General features: G+C 69.1%; 17 protein-coding genes. 3 read left to right on the forward strand and 14 right to left on the reverse strand.

Features of this window, described 5'->3' with window-relative positions; all coding sequences use genetic code 11:
* Positions 1-173: 173 nt before the first annotated feature.
* From AB3M82_RS11940 to AB3M82_RS11955, 4 genes are read right to left on the reverse strand one after another with little or no spacing between them, the layout of a single operon-like run.
* The gene (locus AB3M82_RS11940) at positions 174-1,694 is read right to left on the reverse strand and encodes an ATP-binding cassette domain-containing protein (RefSeq protein ID WP_412958163.1); all 1,521 of its coding nucleotides are present in this window, start codon (positions 1,692-1,694) and stop codon (positions 174-176) included.
* Positions 1,691-2,503, reverse strand: coding sequence for an ABC transporter permease (locus AB3M82_RS11945; RefSeq protein ID WP_412958164.1), 813 nt, complete (start codon positions 2,501-2,503; stop codon positions 1,691-1,693). The genes AB3M82_RS11940 and AB3M82_RS11945 overlap by 4 nt, the downstream gene beginning before the upstream one ends.
* Positions 2,500-3,444 (reverse strand): ABC transporter permease, encoded by a 945-nt coding sequence (locus AB3M82_RS11950; protein WP_412958165.1) that lies wholly within the window; start codon positions 3,442-3,444, stop codon positions 2,500-2,502. The genes AB3M82_RS11945 and AB3M82_RS11950 overlap by 4 nt, the downstream gene beginning before the upstream one ends.
* Before the next feature lie 33 nt (positions 3,445-3,477).
* Positions 3,478-5,091, reverse strand: coding sequence for an ABC transporter substrate-binding protein (locus AB3M82_RS11955; RefSeq protein WP_412958166.1), 1,614 nt, complete (start codon positions 5,089-5,091; stop codon positions 3,478-3,480).
* Between the two features lie 169 nt (positions 5,092-5,260).
* On the opposite strand from AB3M82_RS11955, the gene valS reads away from it, so the two are divergent.
* Positions 5,261-7,855: a valine--tRNA ligase gene (valS, locus tag AB3M82_RS11960; RefSeq protein WP_412958167.1), complete on the forward strand. Its 2,595-nt coding sequence runs from the start codon at positions 5,261-5,263 to the stop codon at positions 7,853-7,855.
* The gene (locus tag AB3M82_RS11965; protein ID WP_412958168.1) at positions 7,855-8,070 is read left to right on the forward strand and encodes a hypothetical protein; all 216 of its coding nucleotides are present in this window, start codon (positions 7,855-7,857) and stop codon (positions 8,068-8,070) included. Before valS ends, AB3M82_RS11965 begins: the two co-directional genes overlap by 1 nt.
* 67 nt (positions 8,071-8,137) lie before the next feature.
* On the opposite strand, the gene AB3M82_RS11970 is transcribed toward AB3M82_RS11965, so the two are convergent.
* Both AB3M82_RS11970 and tdh read right to left on the reverse strand, forming a co-directional pair.
* On the reverse strand, positions 8,138-9,316 hold the full coding sequence (locus AB3M82_RS11970; protein WP_412958169.1) for a glycine C-acetyltransferase: 1,179 nt from the start codon (positions 9,314-9,316) through the stop codon (positions 8,138-8,140).
* A complete protein-coding gene (gene tdh / locus AB3M82_RS11975) occupies positions 9,316-10,359 on the reverse strand; it encodes an L-threonine 3-dehydrogenase (protein ID WP_412958170.1) in 1,044 nt (347 codons plus the stop codon). The genes AB3M82_RS11970 and tdh overlap by 1 nt, the downstream gene beginning before the upstream one ends.
* Before the next feature lie 88 nt (positions 10,360-10,447).
* Between tdh and AB3M82_RS11980 the strand changes: the two genes are divergently transcribed.
* The gene (locus tag AB3M82_RS11980; RefSeq protein ID WP_412958171.1) at positions 10,448-11,353 is read left to right on the forward strand and encodes a LysR family transcriptional regulator; all 906 of its coding nucleotides are present in this window, start codon (positions 10,448-10,450) and stop codon (positions 11,351-11,353) included.
* 19 nt (positions 11,354-11,372) lie between these two features.
* Here the strand turns inward: AB3M82_RS11980 and clpX are convergent, their stop codons facing one another.
* The 8 genes from clpX to AB3M82_RS12020 all read right to left on the reverse strand — a co-directional run bounded on the left by clpX (position 11,373) and on the right by AB3M82_RS12020 (position 18,385).
* Positions 11,373-12,641 carry an ATP-dependent Clp protease ATP-binding subunit ClpX gene (gene clpX / locus AB3M82_RS11985; protein WP_412958172.1) on the reverse strand — a complete coding sequence of 423 codons (1,269 nt, stop codon included), beginning with the start codon at positions 12,639-12,641 and terminating at the stop codon, positions 11,373-11,375.
* Between the two features lie 212 nt (positions 12,642-12,853).
* Positions 12,854-13,084 carry a hypothetical protein gene (locus tag AB3M82_RS11990; RefSeq protein WP_412958173.1) on the reverse strand — a complete coding sequence of 77 codons (231 nt, stop codon included), beginning with the start codon at positions 13,082-13,084 and terminating at the stop codon, positions 12,854-12,856.
* A gap of 26 nt (positions 13,085-13,110) precedes the next feature.
* Positions 13,111-13,287, reverse strand: a complete 177-nt coding sequence (locus AB3M82_RS11995; RefSeq protein ID WP_412958174.1) for a hypothetical protein — start codon at positions 13,285-13,287, stop codon at positions 13,111-13,113.
* Positions 13,277-13,696, reverse strand: coding sequence for a hypothetical protein (locus AB3M82_RS12000; RefSeq protein WP_412958175.1), 420 nt, complete (start codon positions 13,694-13,696; stop codon positions 13,277-13,279). Before AB3M82_RS12000 ends, AB3M82_RS11995 begins: the two co-directional genes overlap by 11 nt.
* A gap of 110 nt (positions 13,697-13,806) precedes the next feature.
* Positions 13,807-14,967 (reverse strand): hypothetical protein, encoded by a 1,161-nt coding sequence (locus AB3M82_RS12005; protein WP_412958176.1) that lies wholly within the window; start codon positions 14,965-14,967, stop codon positions 13,807-13,809.
* 628 nt (positions 14,968-15,595) lie between these two features.
* Complete coding sequence (locus tag AB3M82_RS12010; RefSeq protein WP_412958177.1) at positions 15,596-15,958, reverse strand: DUF6507 family protein; 363 nt, start codon at positions 15,956-15,958, stop codon at positions 15,596-15,598.
* A 136-nt stretch (positions 15,959-16,094) separates the two neighbouring features.
* Positions 16,095-16,946 (reverse strand): aldehyde dehydrogenase family protein, encoded by an 852-nt coding sequence (locus tag AB3M82_RS12015; protein WP_412958178.1) that lies wholly within the window; start codon positions 16,944-16,946, stop codon positions 16,095-16,097.
* A complete protein-coding gene (locus tag AB3M82_RS12020) occupies positions 16,943-18,385 on the reverse strand; it encodes an aldehyde dehydrogenase family protein (protein ID WP_412958179.1) in 1,443 nt (480 codons plus the stop codon). Before AB3M82_RS12020 ends, AB3M82_RS12015 begins: the two co-directional genes overlap by 4 nt.
* Between the last annotated feature and the right edge of the window lie 10 nt (positions 18,386-18,395).

An 18,395-nucleotide genomic window follows, 5' to 3' on the forward strand; every position in this document is an offset into this window, starting at 1 on the left:
GCCGACCATCCCTCGACTGTGCCCGCTCCCGCGCACGACCGTCGCCTCTCACCCGCGTTCCGCGCACATCCCGGCAGGTCCTAGAGGTGTGCAGGAAAGATCGCGCTTCGCAGATCTGCCGCATCTCGAGGGATCCGCGCCGAAGCCTGCGAGATTTTGCAGAAGTGCGGGATTCAGCTCTGGCCATCGAGTCCGCCCGCGGCGAGCAGCTCCCGGGTGAACGGATGCTGCGGCGCGGCGAAGACCTCGGCAACCGGTCCCTGCTCGACGATCCGCCCGTCCTGCATGACCAGCACGTCGTCGGCGACCGCGCCGACGACGTGGAGGTCGTGGGAGACCAGCACCATCGTCAGACGTCGTTCGCTCTGCACGCGCCCGAGAAGTCGCAGCACGCGCTCGCGCACGGACGGGTCGAGCGCCGAGACGGGTTCGTCGAGCACGAGCACGTCGGGATCCGCCGCGAGGGCGCGCGCGATCGCCGCACGCTGCCGCTGCCCACCCGAGAGCTCCGCGGGTCGGCGTGCGGCGAGTGCGGCGTCGAGGTCGACCTCGGCGAGGAGTTCGGCGACACGCGTCCGGCGCTCCGCCCGGGGCACGCCACCGGCGGCGAGGGCCTCCCGGAGCGAACGGCCGATCGTCCAGCGGGGATCGAAGGCGCCGAGCGGGTTCTGGTGCACGAACTGCACGCGGCGTGATCCGTGGCGACGCACCACGCCGGCATCCGGCGCCTCGACACCCAGGAGGACCCGGGCGAGCGTCGTCTTCCCCGACCCGGACTCGCCGACGATGCCGAGCGTGCGACCCTCTCGGACCTCGAAGGAGGCGTCGACCACCGCTGCCGTGCTCCCGAACGCCTTCGACACGGCATCCGCCGTCAGCACCGGCTCGGCCCCGGATGCGGTCGAGAGGCGCGGCTCGTGGATCGTCGCCGCGATGAGCTGGCGGGTGTACGGATGCTGAGGATCGTTGAGGATCCGCGCCACGGATCCCTGTTCGACGATCCTCCCTCCGCGCATGACCAGCACCCGGTCGGCGAGGCGGCGGACGGCGGCGAAGTCGTGACTGATGAACAGCACCGCCGTTCCCGAGTCCGCGATCTCTCGCAGCAGGTCGAGGATCCGCGCCTGCACCGTCGCGTCGAGCGCGGTCGTGGGCTCGTCGGCGATCAGCAGCGCGGGGTCGGCGGCGAGCGCGGAGGCGATCAGCGCGCGCTGCCGCAGGCCGCCGGAGAGCTCGTGCGGATGCTGCCGCGCACGGCGTTCGGGATCGGGCATCCACACCCGGCGCAGCAGGGCGGTGACACGATCCGCGAGGGGCAGCCCGCCCTGCGGCGGGTGCAGCCGCAGCGGCTCCGCGATCTCGGCGCCGATGCGCTGCAGCGGATCGAGGGCCACGAGCGCATCCTGCGCGACCAGACCGACCCGGGCTCCGCGCAGCCGCCGCCAGCCCCGCTCCGTCAGCCGCGTCGCGTCGACTCCGTCGATGCGCAGCCCATCGAGCGTGACGTTCGCGGCGGTCGGCGCGAGGCCGAGCAGCGCCCGGGCCGTGAGACTCTTGCCGGCGCCCGACTCCCCCACGATCGCGACGCACTCACCGGGCGCCAGAGCGAGGGAGACGTCGTCCACGACGAGGGTCCCGTCGATCCGGATGCGGAGTCCCCGCACGTCGAGGACGTGAGGATCCGTCGCCGTCATGCCGGCCTCCCGTCGGCTCGGGCGCGCAGCAACCGCCCGACGATCGTCGCCGCGACCACCGTGAGCGTGATGGCGATTCCCGGGAAGACGGAGATCCACCACGCCTGCCCCAGCACGTTGCGGCCCCCGGCGAGCATGAGTCCCCATTCGGGGGTCGGCTCGGCAGGGCCGAGGCCGAGGAAGCTGAGACCCGAGGCGGCGAGGATGCTGGAGCCGATGCCGATGGTGGCGAGCACGCTCAGCGTCCCCAGGACGCCGGGGAGCACGTGCCGCCCGAAGGCGAGGGCGCGGGGCACGCCGAGGATGCGCGCGGCCTCGACGTGCTCCGCGGCCCGCAGCGTGCGCGTCTGCACGCGGGCGAGTCGCACGTAGACGGGGATCGCTGCCAGAGTGACGGCCACGGCGATGTTGACCGGACCGGGGCCCAGCACCGCGACGACGACGAGGGCGACGAGGAACTCGGGGAAGGCCATGAGCACGTCGTTGACGCGCATCGCCGCCGCATCGGCCCATCGCGGGGCGCTTCCCGCCAGCGCACCGACGGCCAGCCCGACCACCAGCGCGATCCCCGTGGCGAGCAGACCGATGCCCACCGAGCGTCCGGCGCCGAACACCACGCGCGAGTACACGTCGCGCCCGCTCTGGTCGGTGCCGAACAGATGCTCGGGACCGGGCGGCCGCAAGGCGCCGCGCACGTCGGTCTGCAGGGGGTCGTGCGTCGCGAGCACACCGGGGAAGGCGGCGGCGAACGCGATCACCGCCAGCACGGCGAGCGCGGTCACGAGCAGGACCCACCGGGCGCGGGTCATCGCCGCGCCTCCGGACCTGCGACGCGGAGGCGCGGGTCGATGAGCGGATGCACCAGCTCGACGAGTACGTTCACGACGACGAAGACCAGCGCGCTGAGCAGGATGATCCCGGTGATCACGGGGAGATCCCGGTCGCTGATCGCGGCGAGGGTGACGCGTCCGAGGCCGGGGCGGGCGAAAACCGTCTCGACGAGCACCGCTCCTCCCAGCACGGACCCCGTCAGGTACGCGGTGAGGGTGATGGCCCCTGCGGCACTGTGCCGCAGGCCGTGGCGCACGGTAAACCAGGTGTCGCTGGCGCCGCGTGCGCGCACGGTCTCGGCGAACGGCATCCGCTCGGCCTGCACGAGGCCGTCGCGCAGCACCTGACCGAGCAACGCGGCGACGGGGAGCGCGAGCGTCACCGCCGGGAGGACGAGGGTGGCGGGGTTCCGCGCCCCCGACACCGGGAACCAGCCCAGGCCGAAGGCGAACACGCTGAGCAGCACGAGGCCGATCCAGAACACCGGCGACGAGAGGATCACGAGTTCCACCGCACCGACCACCGCACGCGCGGTGCCTCTCCGCGTGAAGAGCGCGACCGCGAGGGCCAGCACCACCGCGATCACCAGCGCGAGCACCGACAGCTGCACCGTGGCGCCCAGCTGACGGCCGATGACCTCGGTCACCGGCATCCGGAGCTGATACGACTCCCCGAGGTCTCCGCGCAGCAGTCCTCCCAGATACGAGAGGTACTGCTCGACAGGCGGTCGATCGAGGCCCAGCTCGACGCGGATGCCGTCTTTCACCGCCTCGCTCACCTGGGCCTGCGGTCCGAGCATCACCGAGACGGGATCCCCGGGGATCACGCGGAACGCCAGGAACGCGAGCGTCGCAGCGCCCCACAGGACGATGACGACCGAGGCGGCGAGACCGGCGATCTTCGCGAGGGCAGCCTTCACCGCTCTCCTCTCACGTCACCGGACGGGGACCGGTCAGCCGACCGTCACATCGTAGAACAGCGGACGACCGTACAGATCGTAGGCGAGTCCGTCGACACGGTCGCCCACGGCGGTGATCGCCGAGGGGCTGTAGAGCGGCACGATCGCCGTGTACTGCGCGTTCCACTCCTGGAGCTGCGTGTAGATGTCGTCGCGCTCGCTCTGGTCGCTCGTCGCGACGGCGGTCTCGAGGAGCGCGTCGATCTCGGGGTCGGTCACCTGGGAGGCGTTCTGGAACCCCTCCGTGTGCAGGTGCGCCCGCAGGAAGTCGGGGTCGACGCCCGAGAATCCCCAGTCGGTGAGGTCGAACGTCTTCGGCTCGTACTGCTCGTTGTACGCCCCGGGCTCGAGCACCTCGCGCTGCACCTCGAAGCCGATCTGCTTCAGGTCGGACTGGATCGCGTTCGCGAGCGCCGCGCGGTCGTCGGGCACGGGCGTCCAGGCGATCCACCGGGCCGAGAGCCGCTGACCGTCCTTGAGGCGGATGCCGTCGGCGTCGCGCTCGGTCCACCCCGCCTCGTCGAGGAGCCGGTTCGCCTCGTCGGCGTCGAACGCCCAGGTGCCCTCGAGGGCGGCGTCGTAGCCCGGGGTCGTCGAGCTGAGCACGCTCCAGGCCCGGGGGAACTGTCCGAAGAAGATCTCCTCGACGGCGGCGTCGATGTCGATGCCGCGGGCGAACGCCTGGCGCACCTTCTCGTCCGCGAACACGCCGTGCTTCTCGTTGAGGTACAGCGAGTACGGCAGACCCGGGTACTCGATGGAGTCGACGGTGATGCCGTCGCCGAGGTCCTCGGCGAGGTTCGGCGGGATGTTGCTGGCGAGGTCGGCTTCGCCGCTCGTCACGACGCCGGTCCGCACCGACGCCTCCGGCTGGATCTCGACCCGCAGGGTCTCGAATGCGGGAGCCTCCTCGCCGTGCGGCCCCCATGCGTAGTCGTCGTTGCGGGTGTAGACGATCTCCTGGTCGGGGGTGTACTCCGTGAGCTCGAGGGGACCCGTGCCCACCGTGATGCCGGGGCCGCCGGCCTTGAGCTGATCCGCGGACTCCTCGAGCACGGCCGGCGAGTAGAAGCCGAGCTGCGGAGTGCTGGCGGCCTGCAGGAACGGCGCGTAGGGCTGCGTGAAGCGCACCGTGACGGTGTGGTCGTCGACGACCTCGGTGCCGGCGTAGAAGTCGGCGCCGAGCATGCTCGCTGCCTGCGCCGACGCGGTCTCGGGGTCGACGATGCGGTCGAAGTTCGCCTTGACCGCGGCGGCGTCGAACGCCTCGCCGTCGGTGAACGTGACGTCGTCGCGGAGGGTGAAGGTGTACTCGGTGCTGTCGTCCGACACGCTCCACTCGGTGGCGAGCCACGGCGAGAACGAGCCGTCGTCCTCCTGGAACACCAGCGAGTCGAGCACGGCGCGCTGCACCATCCCCGAGACGTCGAGCTGGCTGACCTGGGGGTCCATGTGCCCGGCAGAGAGGTTGGCGCCCTCGATCGACCAGACCACCTCACCTCCGCCCTCGGCGTCGCCGCCCGAGGCGGTGCAGGCGCTGAGCGCCAGCGCGGTGACGGCGGCGAGTGACGCGACGGGGAGTAGGCGGCGCGCGGATGCTGCGGGCATGACGATTCCTCAGAACGACCGGGTGGGGGTGATCCCAGTCTAGAGCGGATTGTTGGACTCGGTCGATCTGTCCCGGCATCCGTCCTCGGACCCGGTCGCTAGACTGGTGCGCACACCCACACTCAGGCACGCTCACACAGTGCCGCACACATCGCTCGAGGAGACCTCCATGTCCGTGATTCCCGACAAGCCCGCACTCGAAGGTCTCGAAGCGAAGTGGGACGCCGCGTGGACCGAGCAGGGGACCTACCTGTTCGACCGGATCCGCGCCGCCCAGTCCGGCCGTGAGGGCGTGTACTCGATCGACACCCCGCCGCCCACGGCATCCGGCAGCCTGCACATCGGGCACGTGTTCTCCTACACCCACACCGACGTCAAGGCGCGGTTCGAGCGCATGCGGGGCAAGACGGTGTTCTACCCGATGGGCTGGGACGACAACGGCCTGCCCACCGAGCGGCGCGTCCAGAACTACTACGGCGTGCGCTGCGATCCGTCGCTCCCGTACGAGCCGGACTTCACTCCCCCGTTCGAGGGCGGAGACAACAAGTCGAGCCGGGCCGCCGATCAGAAGCCCATCAGCCGCCGCAACTTCATCGAGCTCTGCGAGCGCCTCACGATCGAGGACGAGAAGCAGTTCGAGGCGCTGTTCCGTCAGCTCGGCCTCAGCGTCGACTGGTCCCAGACGTACCGCACGATCTCCGACGACACGATCCGCCAGAGCCAGCTCGCGTTCCTCCGCAATCTCGAGCGCGGCGAGGCGTATCAGGCCCTGGCGCCCACCCTGTGGGACATCGACTTCCGCTCCGCGATCGCCCAGGCGGAGCTCGAAGACCGCGAGCAGCAGGCTGCTTACCACACCATCGAGTTCCCCTTCGCCGACGGCTCCGGCTCGATCGCCATCGACACCACGCGCCCCGAGCTCCTGCCGGCCTGCGTCGCGATCGTCACGCACCCGGAGGGCCCGCACAAGCACCTCATCGGCACCAAGGTGCGCACGCCCTTCTTCGGCGCCGAGATCGAGATCCACGGCCACCACCTCGCGCAGCCCGACAAGGGCACCGGCGCGGCCATGGTCTGCACCTTCGGCGACGTGACCGACATCATCTGGTGGCGCGAGCTGCGCACCACGCACGACGAATCGCTCCCCAACATGACGACCATCGGCCTCGACGGCCGCTTCCTCCCCACGGCGCCCGCGTCCGTCGCGAGTGCGGAAGCCGTCGCCTGGTATGGCGAGGAGCTGGCGGGCAAGACCGTGTTCAGCGCGCGCAAGGCCCTCGTCGAGAAGCTGCAGGAGACCGGCGACATGACCGCTGTCGGCAAGCCCTTCAGCCACGCCGTGAAGTTCTTCGAGAAGGGCGACCGCCCGCTCGAGATCGTCTCGACCCGCCAGTGGTACATCCGCAACGGGGCACGCGACGCCGAGCTGCGCGAGCAGCTGCTCGCCCACGGCTCCGAGCTGCAGTGGCACCCCGACTTCATGCGGGTGCGCTACGAGAACTGGGTCGGCGGGCTGACCGGCGACTGGCTCGTGTCTCGCCAGCGCTTCTTCGGCGTGCCGATCCCGCTCTGGTACGGCCTCGACGAGAACGGCGAGCGCGACTACGACCGCGTGATCGTGCCCGATGCGGCGTCGCTGCCGATCGACCCGACCACCGACGTTCCCGCCGGGTACACCGAGGAGCAGCGCGGCGTCGCCGGCGGCTTCGACGCGGAGGCCGACATCTTCGACACGTGGGCGACCTCGTCGCTCACCCCGCAGCTGGCCGGCGGGTGGGAGCGCGACGAGGAGCTGTGGAACCTCACCGCCCCGTTCGACCTGCGACCGCAGGGGCAGGACATCATTCGCACCTGGCTCTTCTCGACCATGCTGCGCTCGACGCTCGAAGACCGACGCTCGCCGTGGCGCAACGCCGCCATCAGCGGCTTCATCGTCGACCCGGATCGCAAGAAGATGTCGAAGTCGAAGGGCAACGTCGTCACGCCCGCCGACATCCTCGACGCCCACGGATCGGATGCCGTGCGCTACTGGTCCGCCTCGAGCCGACTCGGCATGGACGCCGCCTTCGACCCGCAGAACCCCACGCAGGTGAAGATCGGGCGCCGTCTGGCGATCAAGGTGCTCAACGCCGCGAAGTTCGTGCTGTCGTTCCCCGTGCCCGACGGCGCCCAGGTCACCCACGCGCTCGACGCCTCGATGCTCGCCGCCCTCGACCGGGTGATCGCCGATGCGACCGCTGCCTTCGAGAACTACGACCAGGCGCGCGCGCTCGAGATCACCGAGGCGTTCTTCTGGACCTTCTGCGACGACTACCTGGAGCTCGTCAAGGAGCGCGCATACGACCGGAGCGACGTCGGGCAGGCCTCGGCCGCTCTCGCGCTGCGCCTCGCGCTGTCGACGCTGCTGCGGCTGCTCGCCCCCGTGCTCTCGTTCGCGACCGAGGAGGCGTGGTCGTGGTTCGAGGAGGGCTCGGTGCACACCGCGTCATGGCCGGAGCCGCTCGGGATCGAGGGCGACACGGCCGTGCTCTCGGCGGCGAGCGAGGCGCTGATCGGCATCCGTCGGGCGAAGACGGAGGCCAAGGCCTCCCAGAAGACGCCGGTGTCGCGAGCGGCGATCTCCGCGCCGTCCGCCAAGCTCGAGGCTCTGCGCGCGGCCGCCGACGATCTCCGGGCCGTGGGCCGCATCGCCGAGCTCGAGTTCGCGGAGGCCGAGGAGTTCGCGGTCACGGCGATCGAGCTGGCGCCGGTGGAGGCGTCCTGATGCAGCTGGGCACCCGGTGGGCCGCCGGCTCGGAGCCGCCCGCGTCCGTCCCCGCCGCGCTGCGCCCGTCGATCGCGCAGGTCGAGGCCGCCGGACACGGTGGCCACTGGACCCTGACCTGGCTCGAGGGCCGCGCGATCGCCGAGCTCGACTCCGGCTGGGAGGTCCTGCAGACCGCGCGAGGCGAGGTCGTCGCCCGTCCGTTCCAGGACTGAGCCCGGCGCTCGCCTTCTGACACCACGAGACCCCGACCGGAGCATCGGCCGGGGTCTCGTGCGTCGGTCAGGCGACGGCGGCTCGCGCGGCCACGAAGGCCGCGACACAGCGCTCGATCTGCTCCGGGGAATGAGCCGCCGAGAGCTGCACGCGGATGCGCGCCCGGTCTCGGGGAACGACCGGGAAGCTGAACGCGGTGACGTAGACGCCCTGCTCCTGCATCTGCTGCGCGATGCGGGCGGTCAGGGCGGCGTCGCCGAACATGACGGGGACGATCGGGTGCTCGCCGGGGAGCAGCTCGAACCCCTCGTCCGTCATCCGCGCGCGGAAGTGCTCCGCGTTCTCGCGGAGGCGGGCGCGCAGATCCGCCGACCCCTCGACCAGGTCCAGGGCGGTGAGGGTCCCGGCGACGATCGTCGGAGCGAGCGTGTTCGAGAACAGGTAGGGGCGGGAGCGCTGCCGCAGGAGCGCCACCATGTCGGCGTGCGAGGCCACGTACCCACCCGACGCTCCTCCGAGGGCCTTGCCGAACGTGCCGGTGTAGATGTCGACGCGGTCGGCGACGCCGCAGAACTCGGGCGTTCCTCGCCCGTTCTCGCCGACGAATCCGACCGCGTGCGAGTCGTCCACGAAGACGAGGGCGTCGTACCGGTCGGCCAGGTCGCAGATCTCCCGCAGGGGGGCGATGTACCCGTCCATCGAGAAGACGCCGTCGGTCACGATCACCCGGAATCGGGCATCCGATGCGTCGGCCAGCTGAGCCTCGAGGTCCTCCATGTCACGGTTGCGGTAGCGCAGCCGACGCGCCTTCGACAGGCGGATGCCGTCGATGATCGAGGCGTGGTTCAGCTCGTCCGAGATGATCGCGTCCTCGGCGCCGAACAGCGTCTCGAAGACGCCGCCGTTCGCGTCGAAGCAGGAGGAGTAGAGGATGGCGTCATCGGTGCCGAGGAAGGCGGCGAGCCGGCGCTCGAGCTCCAGATGCTGCTCCTGGGTGCCGCAGATGAACCGTACGCTGGCGAGACCGTAGCCCCAGTCGCGGAGCGCTGTCGAGGCCGCCTCGACCAGGCGCGGATCGTCGGCGAGGCCCAGGTAGTTGTTCGCGCAGAAGTTGAGCACCTCCGCGCCATCCGCGACGATCTCGGCTCTCTGCGGGCCGCGGATGCCCCGCTCGTGCTTCGTGAGACCGGCTGCGTCGATCGCCGCGAGCTCGCTCTCCAGGTGCCTCTGGAATGTCCCGTACATCACAGCTCCGTCCAATCGAGGATGATCTTTCCCGTGCCGGCGGACTCCGCCGCGGCGAAACCCCGCTCCCAGTCCCGCGCAGGGAGCACGTCGGCGACGACGCGGCCGATGGCATCGCGGAGCGTCGCGCTCGTCTGGAGCATGGCGCCCATCGCGTTCCAGGTCTCGAACATCTCCCGTCCGTAGACCCCGCGGATCGTGAGCATGTGCGTGACGAGCTTGCCCCAGTCGATCGCGAACCCGGTGCTCGGCAGCCCGAGCATGGCGATGCGCCCGCCGTGGTTCATGTTGTCGATCATCGTGGGCAGCGCCGTCGCGGCTCCGCTCATCTCGAATCCGACGTCGAATCCCTCGCGCATCCCGAGCTTCCGCTGCGCGTCGCTCACCTGGGCCTGCGACACGTCGACGATCTCGTTCGCTCCCATCCGGCGCGCCATCTCCAGGCGCGGCGCGCTGATGTCGGTGGCGGTGATGAAGCGGGCCCCGGCGTGACGCGCGACGGCGATGGCCATGAGACCGATGGGACCGCAGCCCGTCACCAGGACGTCCTCCCCCACCAGCGGGAACATAAGGGCGGTGTGGACCGCGTTGCCCAGCGGGTCGAAGATCGCTCCCAGCTCCGGCGGGACGTCCGCATGATGCACCCACACGTTGGTGGCGGGCAGCGACAAGTACTCGGCGAACGCGCCGTCGCGCTGCAGCCCGAGCCCGATGGTGCGGATGCACATCTGACGGCGCCCGGCACGGCAGTTCCGGCAGGTCCCGCACACGATGTGTCCCTCGCCCGAGACGCGGTCGCCGATCTCGATGTCGTGGACGAGCGGCCCCACCTCCACGACCTCTCCGTAGAACTCGTGCCCGGGGATCAGCGGTGCGGCGATCGCCGAGTCGGCCCAATCGTCCCAGCGCCGAATGTGCAGGTCGGTGCCGCAGATGCCGGTGCGGAGCACGCGGATGACGACCTCGTCGGGCCCGGCCACGGGGTCGGGACGCTCCACCATCTCGAGTCCGGGACCCGGTGCTGCTTTGAACAGTGCCCTCATACTTCGATGACACTCCGAGCGCCGCTGTAGATCAAGATCGATCTCCTGCATCATTCGTTTAGCGATCGCTTCATCTAGGCTCGACGGGGTGGAACTTCATCAGTTGCAGATTCTGCGCGAACTCGGCGCCCTCGGGAGCGTGACCGCGGTCGCCGACGCGCTTCGCGTCACCCCGTCGGCCGTGTCCCAGCACCTCGCGGCCCTTCAGCGAGGCTTCCGCACGCCGCTGACCCGGCGCGCGGGCCGGAACCTGGTGCTCACCGCCGCGGGCGAGGTGCTCGCTTCCGCCGGCGCGGAGGCGATCGACGCGATGGCCGCAGCGCGGACGGCGGTGGAGGACTTCGAGGATGCCGAGACCGGCGCCGTCTCCCTCAGCGGCTTCCATAGCGCCGGGCAGGCCCTGTTCGGTTCGCTGCTGCACGAGCTCCGGGGCGGCAGCGCGCCGCAGGTGCTCCTGACGGACGAGGACGTGGCGCAGAGCGAGTTCCCCGCGTTGACCTCCCGCTACGACCTGGTGCTCGCTCACCGGATGGAGCACTCGTCGCCGTGGCCGGTCGACGGCGTGCGCGTCCTGCCGCTGATTCGGGAGCCGTTGGATGTGGCGGTCGCGACCTCGCATCCGCTCGCCGGCCGCGCGTCCGTTCAGCCGCAGGACGTCGCGGGCGAACGGTGGGTCACCAGCAGGGTCGGCTACTCCCCCGACGACGTCCTGCGAGCGATCGCCGCGGTCGCCCACCGTCCGGTCGACGTCCGGCACCGTATCAACGACTACGGCGCGGTGTCGGCCGTGATCGCCGACGGCGAGGCCGTCGGCATGCTCCCGCGTTACACGGCGCGCAGTGCGGACGACGAGCGAATCGTCCGCATCCCGCTCGAGGGTGTGAGCACACACCGGATGATCGATGTGCTCGCCCGTCCGGAGAACCTGCGGCGCAGGTCCGTACGCACGGTCGTCGATTCCCTCCGGAGGGTCCTGTCGGCACTGGCGTCGTGATTCGGCCCAGCGCCGTCGATCAGGCGCTCTTGCGCTTGCGCTCCATGACGATGGTGGGCGCCGCTCCCTCGTCGACCGCAGCGCGGGTGATGACGACCTTCGCGACGTCTTCGGCCGAGGGGATCTCGAACATGACCGGCCCGAGCACATCTTCGAGGATGGCGCGGAGTCCGCGGGCCCCCGTCTTGCGCTCGACGGCGAGGTCGGCGATCGAGCGCAGGGCGTCTTCCTCGAACTCGAGCTGGACGCCGTCGAGCTCGAACATGCGCTGGTACTGCTTCACCAGGGCGTTGCGCGGACCGGTGAGGATGTCGATGAGGGCGTCCTGGTCGAGGGGCGAGACCGAGGCGATCACCGGCAGACGACCGATGAACTCGGGGATCAGACCGAACTTGTGGAGGTCCTCCGGGAGCACCTCGCTGAAGAGGTCGAGATCCTTGCCCTTGTCATGCAGGGGGGCGCCGAAGCCGATGCCGTGCTTGCCGACGCGGGCGGAGACGATGTCCTCCAGCCCGGCGAACGCACCCGCCACGATGAACAGCACGTTCGTGGTGTCGATCTGGAGGAACTCCTGGTGCGGGTGCTTGCGACCGCCCTGCGGCGGAACGGAGGCGACCGTGCCCTCGAGGATCTTCAGGAGCGCCTGCTGCACACCCTCGCCCGAGACGTCGCGCGTGATGGAGGGGTTCTCGGCCTTGCGCGCGACCTTGTCGACCTCGTCGATGTAGATGATGCCCTGCTCGGCGCGCTTGACGTCGTAGTCCGCCGCCTGGATCAGCTTGAGGAGGATGTTCTCGACGTCCTCGCCGACGTACCCCGCTTCGGTGAGCGCGGTGGCGTCGGCGACGGCGAACGGCACGTTCAGGCGCTTGGCCAGGGTCTGCGCGAGGTACGTCTTTCCGCACCCGGTCGGACCGATGAGCATGATGTTGCTCTTCGCGATCTCGACCTGGTCCGCCTTCTGCTCGGCGGGCTGCAGGGTGCCGTGCGCGCGGATGCGCTTGTAGTGGTTGTAGACCGCGACGGCGAGGGCCTTCTTGGCGGGCTCCTGTCCGACGACGTACTCCTCGAGGAAGGAGAAGATCTCGCGCGGCTTGGGGAGGTCGAAGTCGGTCACGCCCTCTGCGGACGACTCGGCCATCCGCTCCTCGATGATCTCGTTGCACAGCTCGACGCACTCGTCGCAGATGTACACACCGGGGCCAGCGATGAGCTGCTGCACCTGCTTCTGGCTCTTTCCGCAGAACGAGCACTTGAACAGGTCAGCGCTTTCACCGATACGGGCCATGCGCGTCCTCCTAGGGGGATCCAGAGATCGTCCTCTGAGCCTAACCTCTGCATCCGACACCGGGACGTATTGGCACGACCTCGTGTCCAGCGCCTTCAGAAAGCCCCGCGCGTCCAGGTTCCCTCCGGCCTGAATCGACGGGACGATCGGATCGATCTCCGTCCCCCTCCACCACCGTCACCGTCGTCGCGCCCTTCCACCGCCACTCCGTCTCACTGCACGAGAACAACGTCCCCTTCGGCGTCTGATCCACCGACACCACCACCCCCTGCTGGCACCAACCGCGCCATCTCCCACTCCATCGCCTGAGCCTGCGCCTTCGCCTCCTCCAACGACACCCGCGACACCACCACAGGACCCTCCGTTTCCTCAACCGTGATCTTCGGAACCTCGGCCGACCCGCAGGCAGTCGTTAGCAACGCCACCGAACCCGCGAAGACCATCGCAACAGCCTTTCCCGGACGCGCCCTCATGGCGTCACCATCCCGCGAAGATCTTCCAGCACCTCGTCGTTGTCTGCCACATCTTGCGTGATGAGGTTGTGGTTGTCACTGAGCCCACCGAAATCGGCCTTGGTGAACTCGCCGTCGTCGAGCACCGCATCGTCGGGTCCGCGATAGAAGTCACCATGGTCATCAGAACTCACCTCTTGGCCATGTCCCCTCCGGAAGCGTGAAACAGGCGGACCCAGATGCAATGCGAACCTGATTCGGTTCGGAGCCCTCCGCGATAATGTAGTTCTCCGCCGTTTCGGCCGACACCATCTGAAGCTGGAAGTGCCCGAGGATGTCGACATCAGTGACGAGGTCGAATCTGCTGCCCTCGTAGTGCGCCTGAATTTCTCGGACAATCTGATCGACATCGGTGCCTTCAACCACGGTTACGGTTATCGCACCATTCCACGACCATTCGGTCTCGCTACAACTGAGGAGGGTGCCGTGAGCGTTTTGGTTCAGCGCCACGACGACCGCTGCGGGCACCACCCCCGCAATCTCCAACTCCATCGCCTGCGTTTCAGCCTTCGCCAACTCCCACGTCAAGTCAGAGTGCAGCATCGTCGGTTCCTCCGTTTCGGCCAGACCTCTCCCATCACTTCCTCGCGCGTCACAACCTCCTAGGAGCATCGCCACTACGGCGAGCCACACCGCTCCCGCCAAACGCCGCCTCATCGCGTCACCAGATCGATCAATGCCTCGAGTACCTTTTTGTTGCCTGCCACATCCTGCGTGATGAGGTTGTGGTTGTCGCTGAGCACACCGAGATCGGCCTGTGTGAACTCGCCGTCGTCGAGCACCGCATCGTCGGGCCCGCGATAGAAGTCGCCGTAGCGAAACGCGGGGTCCACTCGTGGGTAGCGCCCGTCCCATACGACACCCCCATCCTGAGCCCGCTGCAGCAGATCGCGGTACGAAAGATCGGTGTAGACGGTCTGGGGATTCGCCCTCCACTCCTCGAGCATGCCGGCACCCGCAAGGGAGATCACCTGGTCGTACGTGACGCCTGCGACCTCGGATCCAATGACGTGCACGAGTCCCCAGCTGTGTCCGATCGCGATCTGCTCCGCGCCCCCGAGCAGTCGATCCGCGCGCATACCCGCCTCGAACAGGGCCAGCTCCCTCCCCGCCGCTCTCGCGCGCTCGGGGTCATTCGCCTCTATGACCCGCGGGAGGTTAATGCCTCCTTCGTCGACGTTCTCGCCGGGGAAGACCGTCTCCTTCACGACGAATGCGACTGTGCCCGGCGTGTTCTCGACGAGGTAGTCGGCGATCTGTTGGACTCCGCCCGAGTAGAAGTCGTTCATGCTGGTGAAGGTGCCGGGTGAGTATGTGATGACGTTCGAGGTCTCCGGCGACGGCGTACCGACCATCTCCACGATCCGCGACGCGTCGCGATCGTACACGTAGAGCTGGACCTCTCCCGTGCTCGCCCGTTCGAGGTAGGCGATCTCGTTCAGGAGGAACGCTCGGGCTGCCGCATCCAGATCAGGCTTCGTCAATTCCTCCCTCGCCTCCGCGATCCTGTCGGGTGCTGCTGCACGGTTGGCCGCCACCCGGTCGATCGCAGGCACGCCGTTGAGCGAGCCGATGAGGGCGGGCGCCGCCGCGAGGAACGATGCCGCCGGCCCTGCGGTCCACGCCCCTGGAATCCCCTCCGAGCGCGCCACCACGCCTGCCCACCATTCCGCGACCACCGCGGGATCGACAGTCTCGACATTGCCCCAGAAGTCGGGGTTCACGTCCAGCCACTCCTTTACCCGGGCGTCCGAAACGGTCAGCGTCCAATCCAGGCGATCCGTGACCGACTCGGCGATCAGGCGCTCGAGCACGTCGATGGCTGATCCGGGGCTCCCCCGAAACGGGCCATTGCGTGATCCTGTCGGTGACCGGTCTGCCGTCCAGGTCGGGGAGGACGTCGTCGACTGGAACTCGCGCGAGATCGGAGGCGAAGGTGTGTTCCGCGACTTCGAGACCCGAGTGGAACCGTGCGATGTCGTCGACCAGGACGTCTGCTGTCGCCTGTGCCGTGAGCAGATCGGACTCGGCGACCATCCCGAACTCCGGCGAGACCTGCGAGCTCGCAGACGCCTGCTCGGCCGCCGCCAGACGCGTCTGCACCTCAGAGACTCTCTCGACGAGCCTGTCGCGGCGTCGCTGCAAGAGTTCGTACTCGTCGGCGAGATAGTCGAGAGCCTGTCGTCCGTTTTCGACGCTGCCCTGGAACAGTTCCGCCGTCAGCTGCGGGCCCAGCATCGCGAGGCCGATGGTGTCGGCCCCGCTCACCGAGAAGACAACGCCCAGGCTCGCCCAGGCGTCTTTGATACGCGTCACCGCTTCGAGGAGCCCGGATGCACGTGCCGTGAGACGATCGCAGGCCTCGCGCACGACATCGGCACTCGGCACCTCCGCGATATCCCAGCCCGCGCTCGTGAAGGTGCTCCGTGTTGCACTCATCGATCAGCCCTTCCGTCCCGCGCGCTGCACGGCGTCGTCCAGGGACCAGAACGACGCCATCTCCGCTGCTCGCGAATCGAGAGCCATGGTCGTGTCTCCGTCGTCGATCGCCGCAGTCGCCGCGCTCAGCGCCTCGCAGGCGCCGGCGATGAAGGCCAGCAGATTCTCGGATATCTGCAGCCGGCCGTCGAAGTAGTTCGTGAGAGAAGAAGCAGCAGTTCTGCGATCCGCCCGGGTGAGCTCCGTGACCGCCTGCTCGACGGCCGCAGACAGCCCATCGCCCTCTGTGTCGATGTCGATCGCATCCTGATCGATCAACCGCAGCAGATCGCGCACCCCGATGACGTCGACCGTCCAGCCGTCCATGCCTTACCGTCCCCTCGCTCTGACGGCGGACAGCATAGGCGGAAGATGACGAACATCGGAGAAGTTATCCACAGTTCCGATATGACGAAGGGCCGGCCCGCGCGATGCGGACCGGCCCTTCGATGACGCGATGGCGTCAGACCATGCTCTTGGTGTGCCACACCGTCTTCACCTCGGTGAAGGCGGCGATCCGCTCCGGCGAGGCCACGACCGGACCGGGAGCGACCACGCGCTTGAGCGTGTCTGCGGCGGCGATCTGCAGGTCGATCCAGTCCAGGGCTCCCGCACCCGACAGGTCGAGCGCGTTCACGTCCTGGTGCGAGGCGAGCCAGGGAGCGACCTCGGCCGGCGAACCGGTGAGCACGTTCACGACACCACCGGGCAGGTCGCTGGTCGCGAGCACCTCGGCGAGGCTGATCGCCGACAGCGGATGCTGCTGGCTGGCCACCACGACGACGGTGTTGCCCGCGACGAGCGCCGGGGCCACGACCGAGACCAGCCCGAGCAGCGCGGAGTCCTGCGGCGCGATGATCGCGACGACTCCGGTGGGCTCCGGCACCGTGATGTTGAAGTACGGCCCGGACACGGGGTTCGCGTTGCCCGCGACCTGGGCGTACTTGTCGCACCAGCCGGCGTACCAGACCCAGAGGTCGATCGCCTCGTCGACCTGCGCGGCGGCGGCCCCGGTAGAGCCGCCCTCCTGCGCCACGATCTCGTCGATGAACTGCGCACGGCGCCCCTCGAGCACCTCGGCGACGCGGTACAGCACCTGGCCGCGGTTGTACGCGGTGGCGCCCGACCAGCCCTTCACCGCGGCGCGCGCGGCGACGACGGCATCCCTGGCATCCTTGCGCGACGCCAGGGCGGCGTTCGCCAGGAACGCTCCCTTCGGCGTGACGACCTCGTAGGTGCGGCCCGACTCGCTGCGGGGGAACGCTCCGCCGATGGCGAGCTTGTACGTCTTCGGCACGGTCAGTCGCTTGCTCATGCTGCCGCTCCCTTCAGGTAGGCGGTGAGACCCTGCCGGCCGCCTTCGCGACCGTAACCGGACTCCTTGTATCCGCCGAACGGGCTCGACGGATCGAAACGGTTGAACGTGTTCGCCCAGACGACGCCCGCGCGCAGGCGGTCGGCGACGGCGAGGATGCGCGAGCCCTTGTCCGACCAGATGCCGGCGGAGAGCCCGTAGGGGGTGTTGTTGGCCTTGGCGATCGCCTCGGCCGGCGTGCGGAAGGTCAGCACCGACAGCACGGGGCCGAAGACCTCGTCCCGTGCGATGCGGTGCGACGCCTCGACCCCGGTGAAGATGGTCGGAGCGAACCAGAACCCCTTCTCCGGGATGACGCAGTCGGCCGTCCAGCGCTCGGCGCCCTCGGCCTCGCCGATGTCGCTCAGCTCGCGGATGCGGGCGAGCTGCGCCGCCGAGTTGACGGCGCCGATGTCGGTGTTCTTGTCGAGCGGGTCGCCGAGGCGCAGCGTCGACAGGCGGGTCTTCAGCCGGTCGATGACCTCGTCGTGGATCGACTCCTGCACGAGCAGTCGGCTCCCGGCGCAGCACACGTGCCCCTGGTTGAAGAAGATGCCGTTGACGATGCCCTCGACCGCCTGGTCGATGGGGGCGTCGTCGAAGACGATGTTCGCCGCCTTGCCGCCCAGCTCGAGCGTCAGCTTCTTGTTCGTCCCGGCGACGGCGCGTGCGATGTCGCGCCCCACGCCGGTCGAGCCCGTGAAGGCGACCTTGTCGACGCCGGGGTGGCGCACGAGGGCGGCGCCGGTCGAGCCGGCACCCGTGACGATGTTCACCACGCCCGCCGGAAGGTCGGCCTGCTGCAGGATCTCGGCGAAGATCAGCGCCGTGAGGGGCGTGGTCTCGGCCGGCTTGAGCACGACGGTGTTGCCGGCCGCCAGTGCCGGGGCGAGCTTCCACGCCAGCATGAGCAGCGGGAAGTTCCACGGGATGACCTGTCCTGCCACGCCCAGGGCGCGGGGGTTCGCGCCGAGGCCCGCGTAGTCGAGCTTGTCGGCCCAGCCCGCGTAGTAGAAGAACCAGGAGGCGACGAGAGGCACGTCGACGTCGCGGCTCTCCTTGATCGGCTTGCCGTTGTCGAGGCTCTCGGCGACGGCGAGCTCGCGGGCCCGCTCCTGCACGAGGCGCGCGATGCGGAAGAGGTACTTGCCGCGATCCCGCCCGCTCATGCGCGACCAGGTCTTCTCGTACGCGCGGCGGGCGGCGGCGACCGCACGGTCGACATCCTCATCGCTGGCCGAGGCGATCTCGGCGATGCGCTGCTCGCTGGCCGGCGAGATGGTGGTGAAGCTCGGGCCCGAGCCGTCGACGAACTGGCCGTCGATGAACAGGCCGTAACTGTCCTTGAGGTTCAGGATCGCCGTGGACTCCGGCGCGGGAGCGTATTTCAGAAATGACATTTCAGTATCC

Source organism: Microbacterium californiense, from assembly GCF_047246625.1.
Taxonomy (GTDB): domain Bacteria; phylum Actinomycetota; class Actinomycetes; order Actinomycetales; family Microbacteriaceae; genus Microbacterium.

Coding starts and splice junctions, on each gene's coding strand:
- AB3M82_RS12010 (WP_412958177.1), bottom strand. CDS start 15,958: ATGGACGGCTGGACGGTCGACGTCATCGGGGTGCGCGATCTGCTGCGG.
- AB3M82_RS11955 (WP_412958166.1), bottom strand. CDS start 5,091: ATGCCCGCAGCATCCGCGCGCCGCCTACTCCCCGTCGCGTCACTCGCC.
- clpX (WP_412958172.1), bottom strand. CDS start 12,641: ATGGCCCGTATCGGTGAAAGCGCTGACCTGTTCAAGTGCTCGTTCTGC.
- AB3M82_RS12015 (WP_412958178.1), bottom strand. CDS start 16,946: ATGAGCAAGCGACTGACCGTGCCGAAGACGTACAAGCTCGCCATCGGC.
- AB3M82_RS11940 (WP_412958163.1), bottom strand. CDS start 1,694: ATGACGGCGACGGATCCTCACGTCCTCGACGTGCGGGGACTCCGCATC.
- tdh (WP_412958170.1), bottom strand. CDS start 10,359: ATGAGGGCACTGTTCAAAGCAGCACCGGGTCCCGGACTCGAGATGGTG.
- AB3M82_RS11970 (WP_412958169.1), bottom strand. CDS start 9,316: ATGTACGGGACATTCCAGAGGCACCTGGAGAGCGAGCTCGCGGCGATC.
- AB3M82_RS12020 (WP_412958179.1), bottom strand. CDS start 18,385: ATGTCATTTCTGAAATACGCTCCCGCGCCGGAGTCCACGGCGATCCTG.
- AB3M82_RS11965 (WP_412958168.1), top strand. CDS start 7,855: ATGCAGCTGGGCACCCGGTGGGCCGCCGGCTCGGAGCCGCCCGCGTCC.
- AB3M82_RS11945 (WP_412958164.1), bottom strand. CDS start 2,503: ATGACCCGCGCCCGGTGGGTCCTGCTCGTGACCGCGCTCGCCGTGCTG.
- valS (WP_412958167.1), top strand. CDS start 5,261: ATGTCCGTGATTCCCGACAAGCCCGCACTCGAAGGTCTCGAAGCGAAG.
- AB3M82_RS11990 (WP_412958173.1), bottom strand. CDS start 13,084: ATGGTCTTCGCGGGTTCGGTGGCGTTGCTAACGACTGCCTGCGGGTCG.
- AB3M82_RS12000 (WP_412958175.1), bottom strand. CDS start 13,696: ATGCTGCACTCTGACTTGACGTGGGAGTTGGCGAAGGCTGAAACGCAG.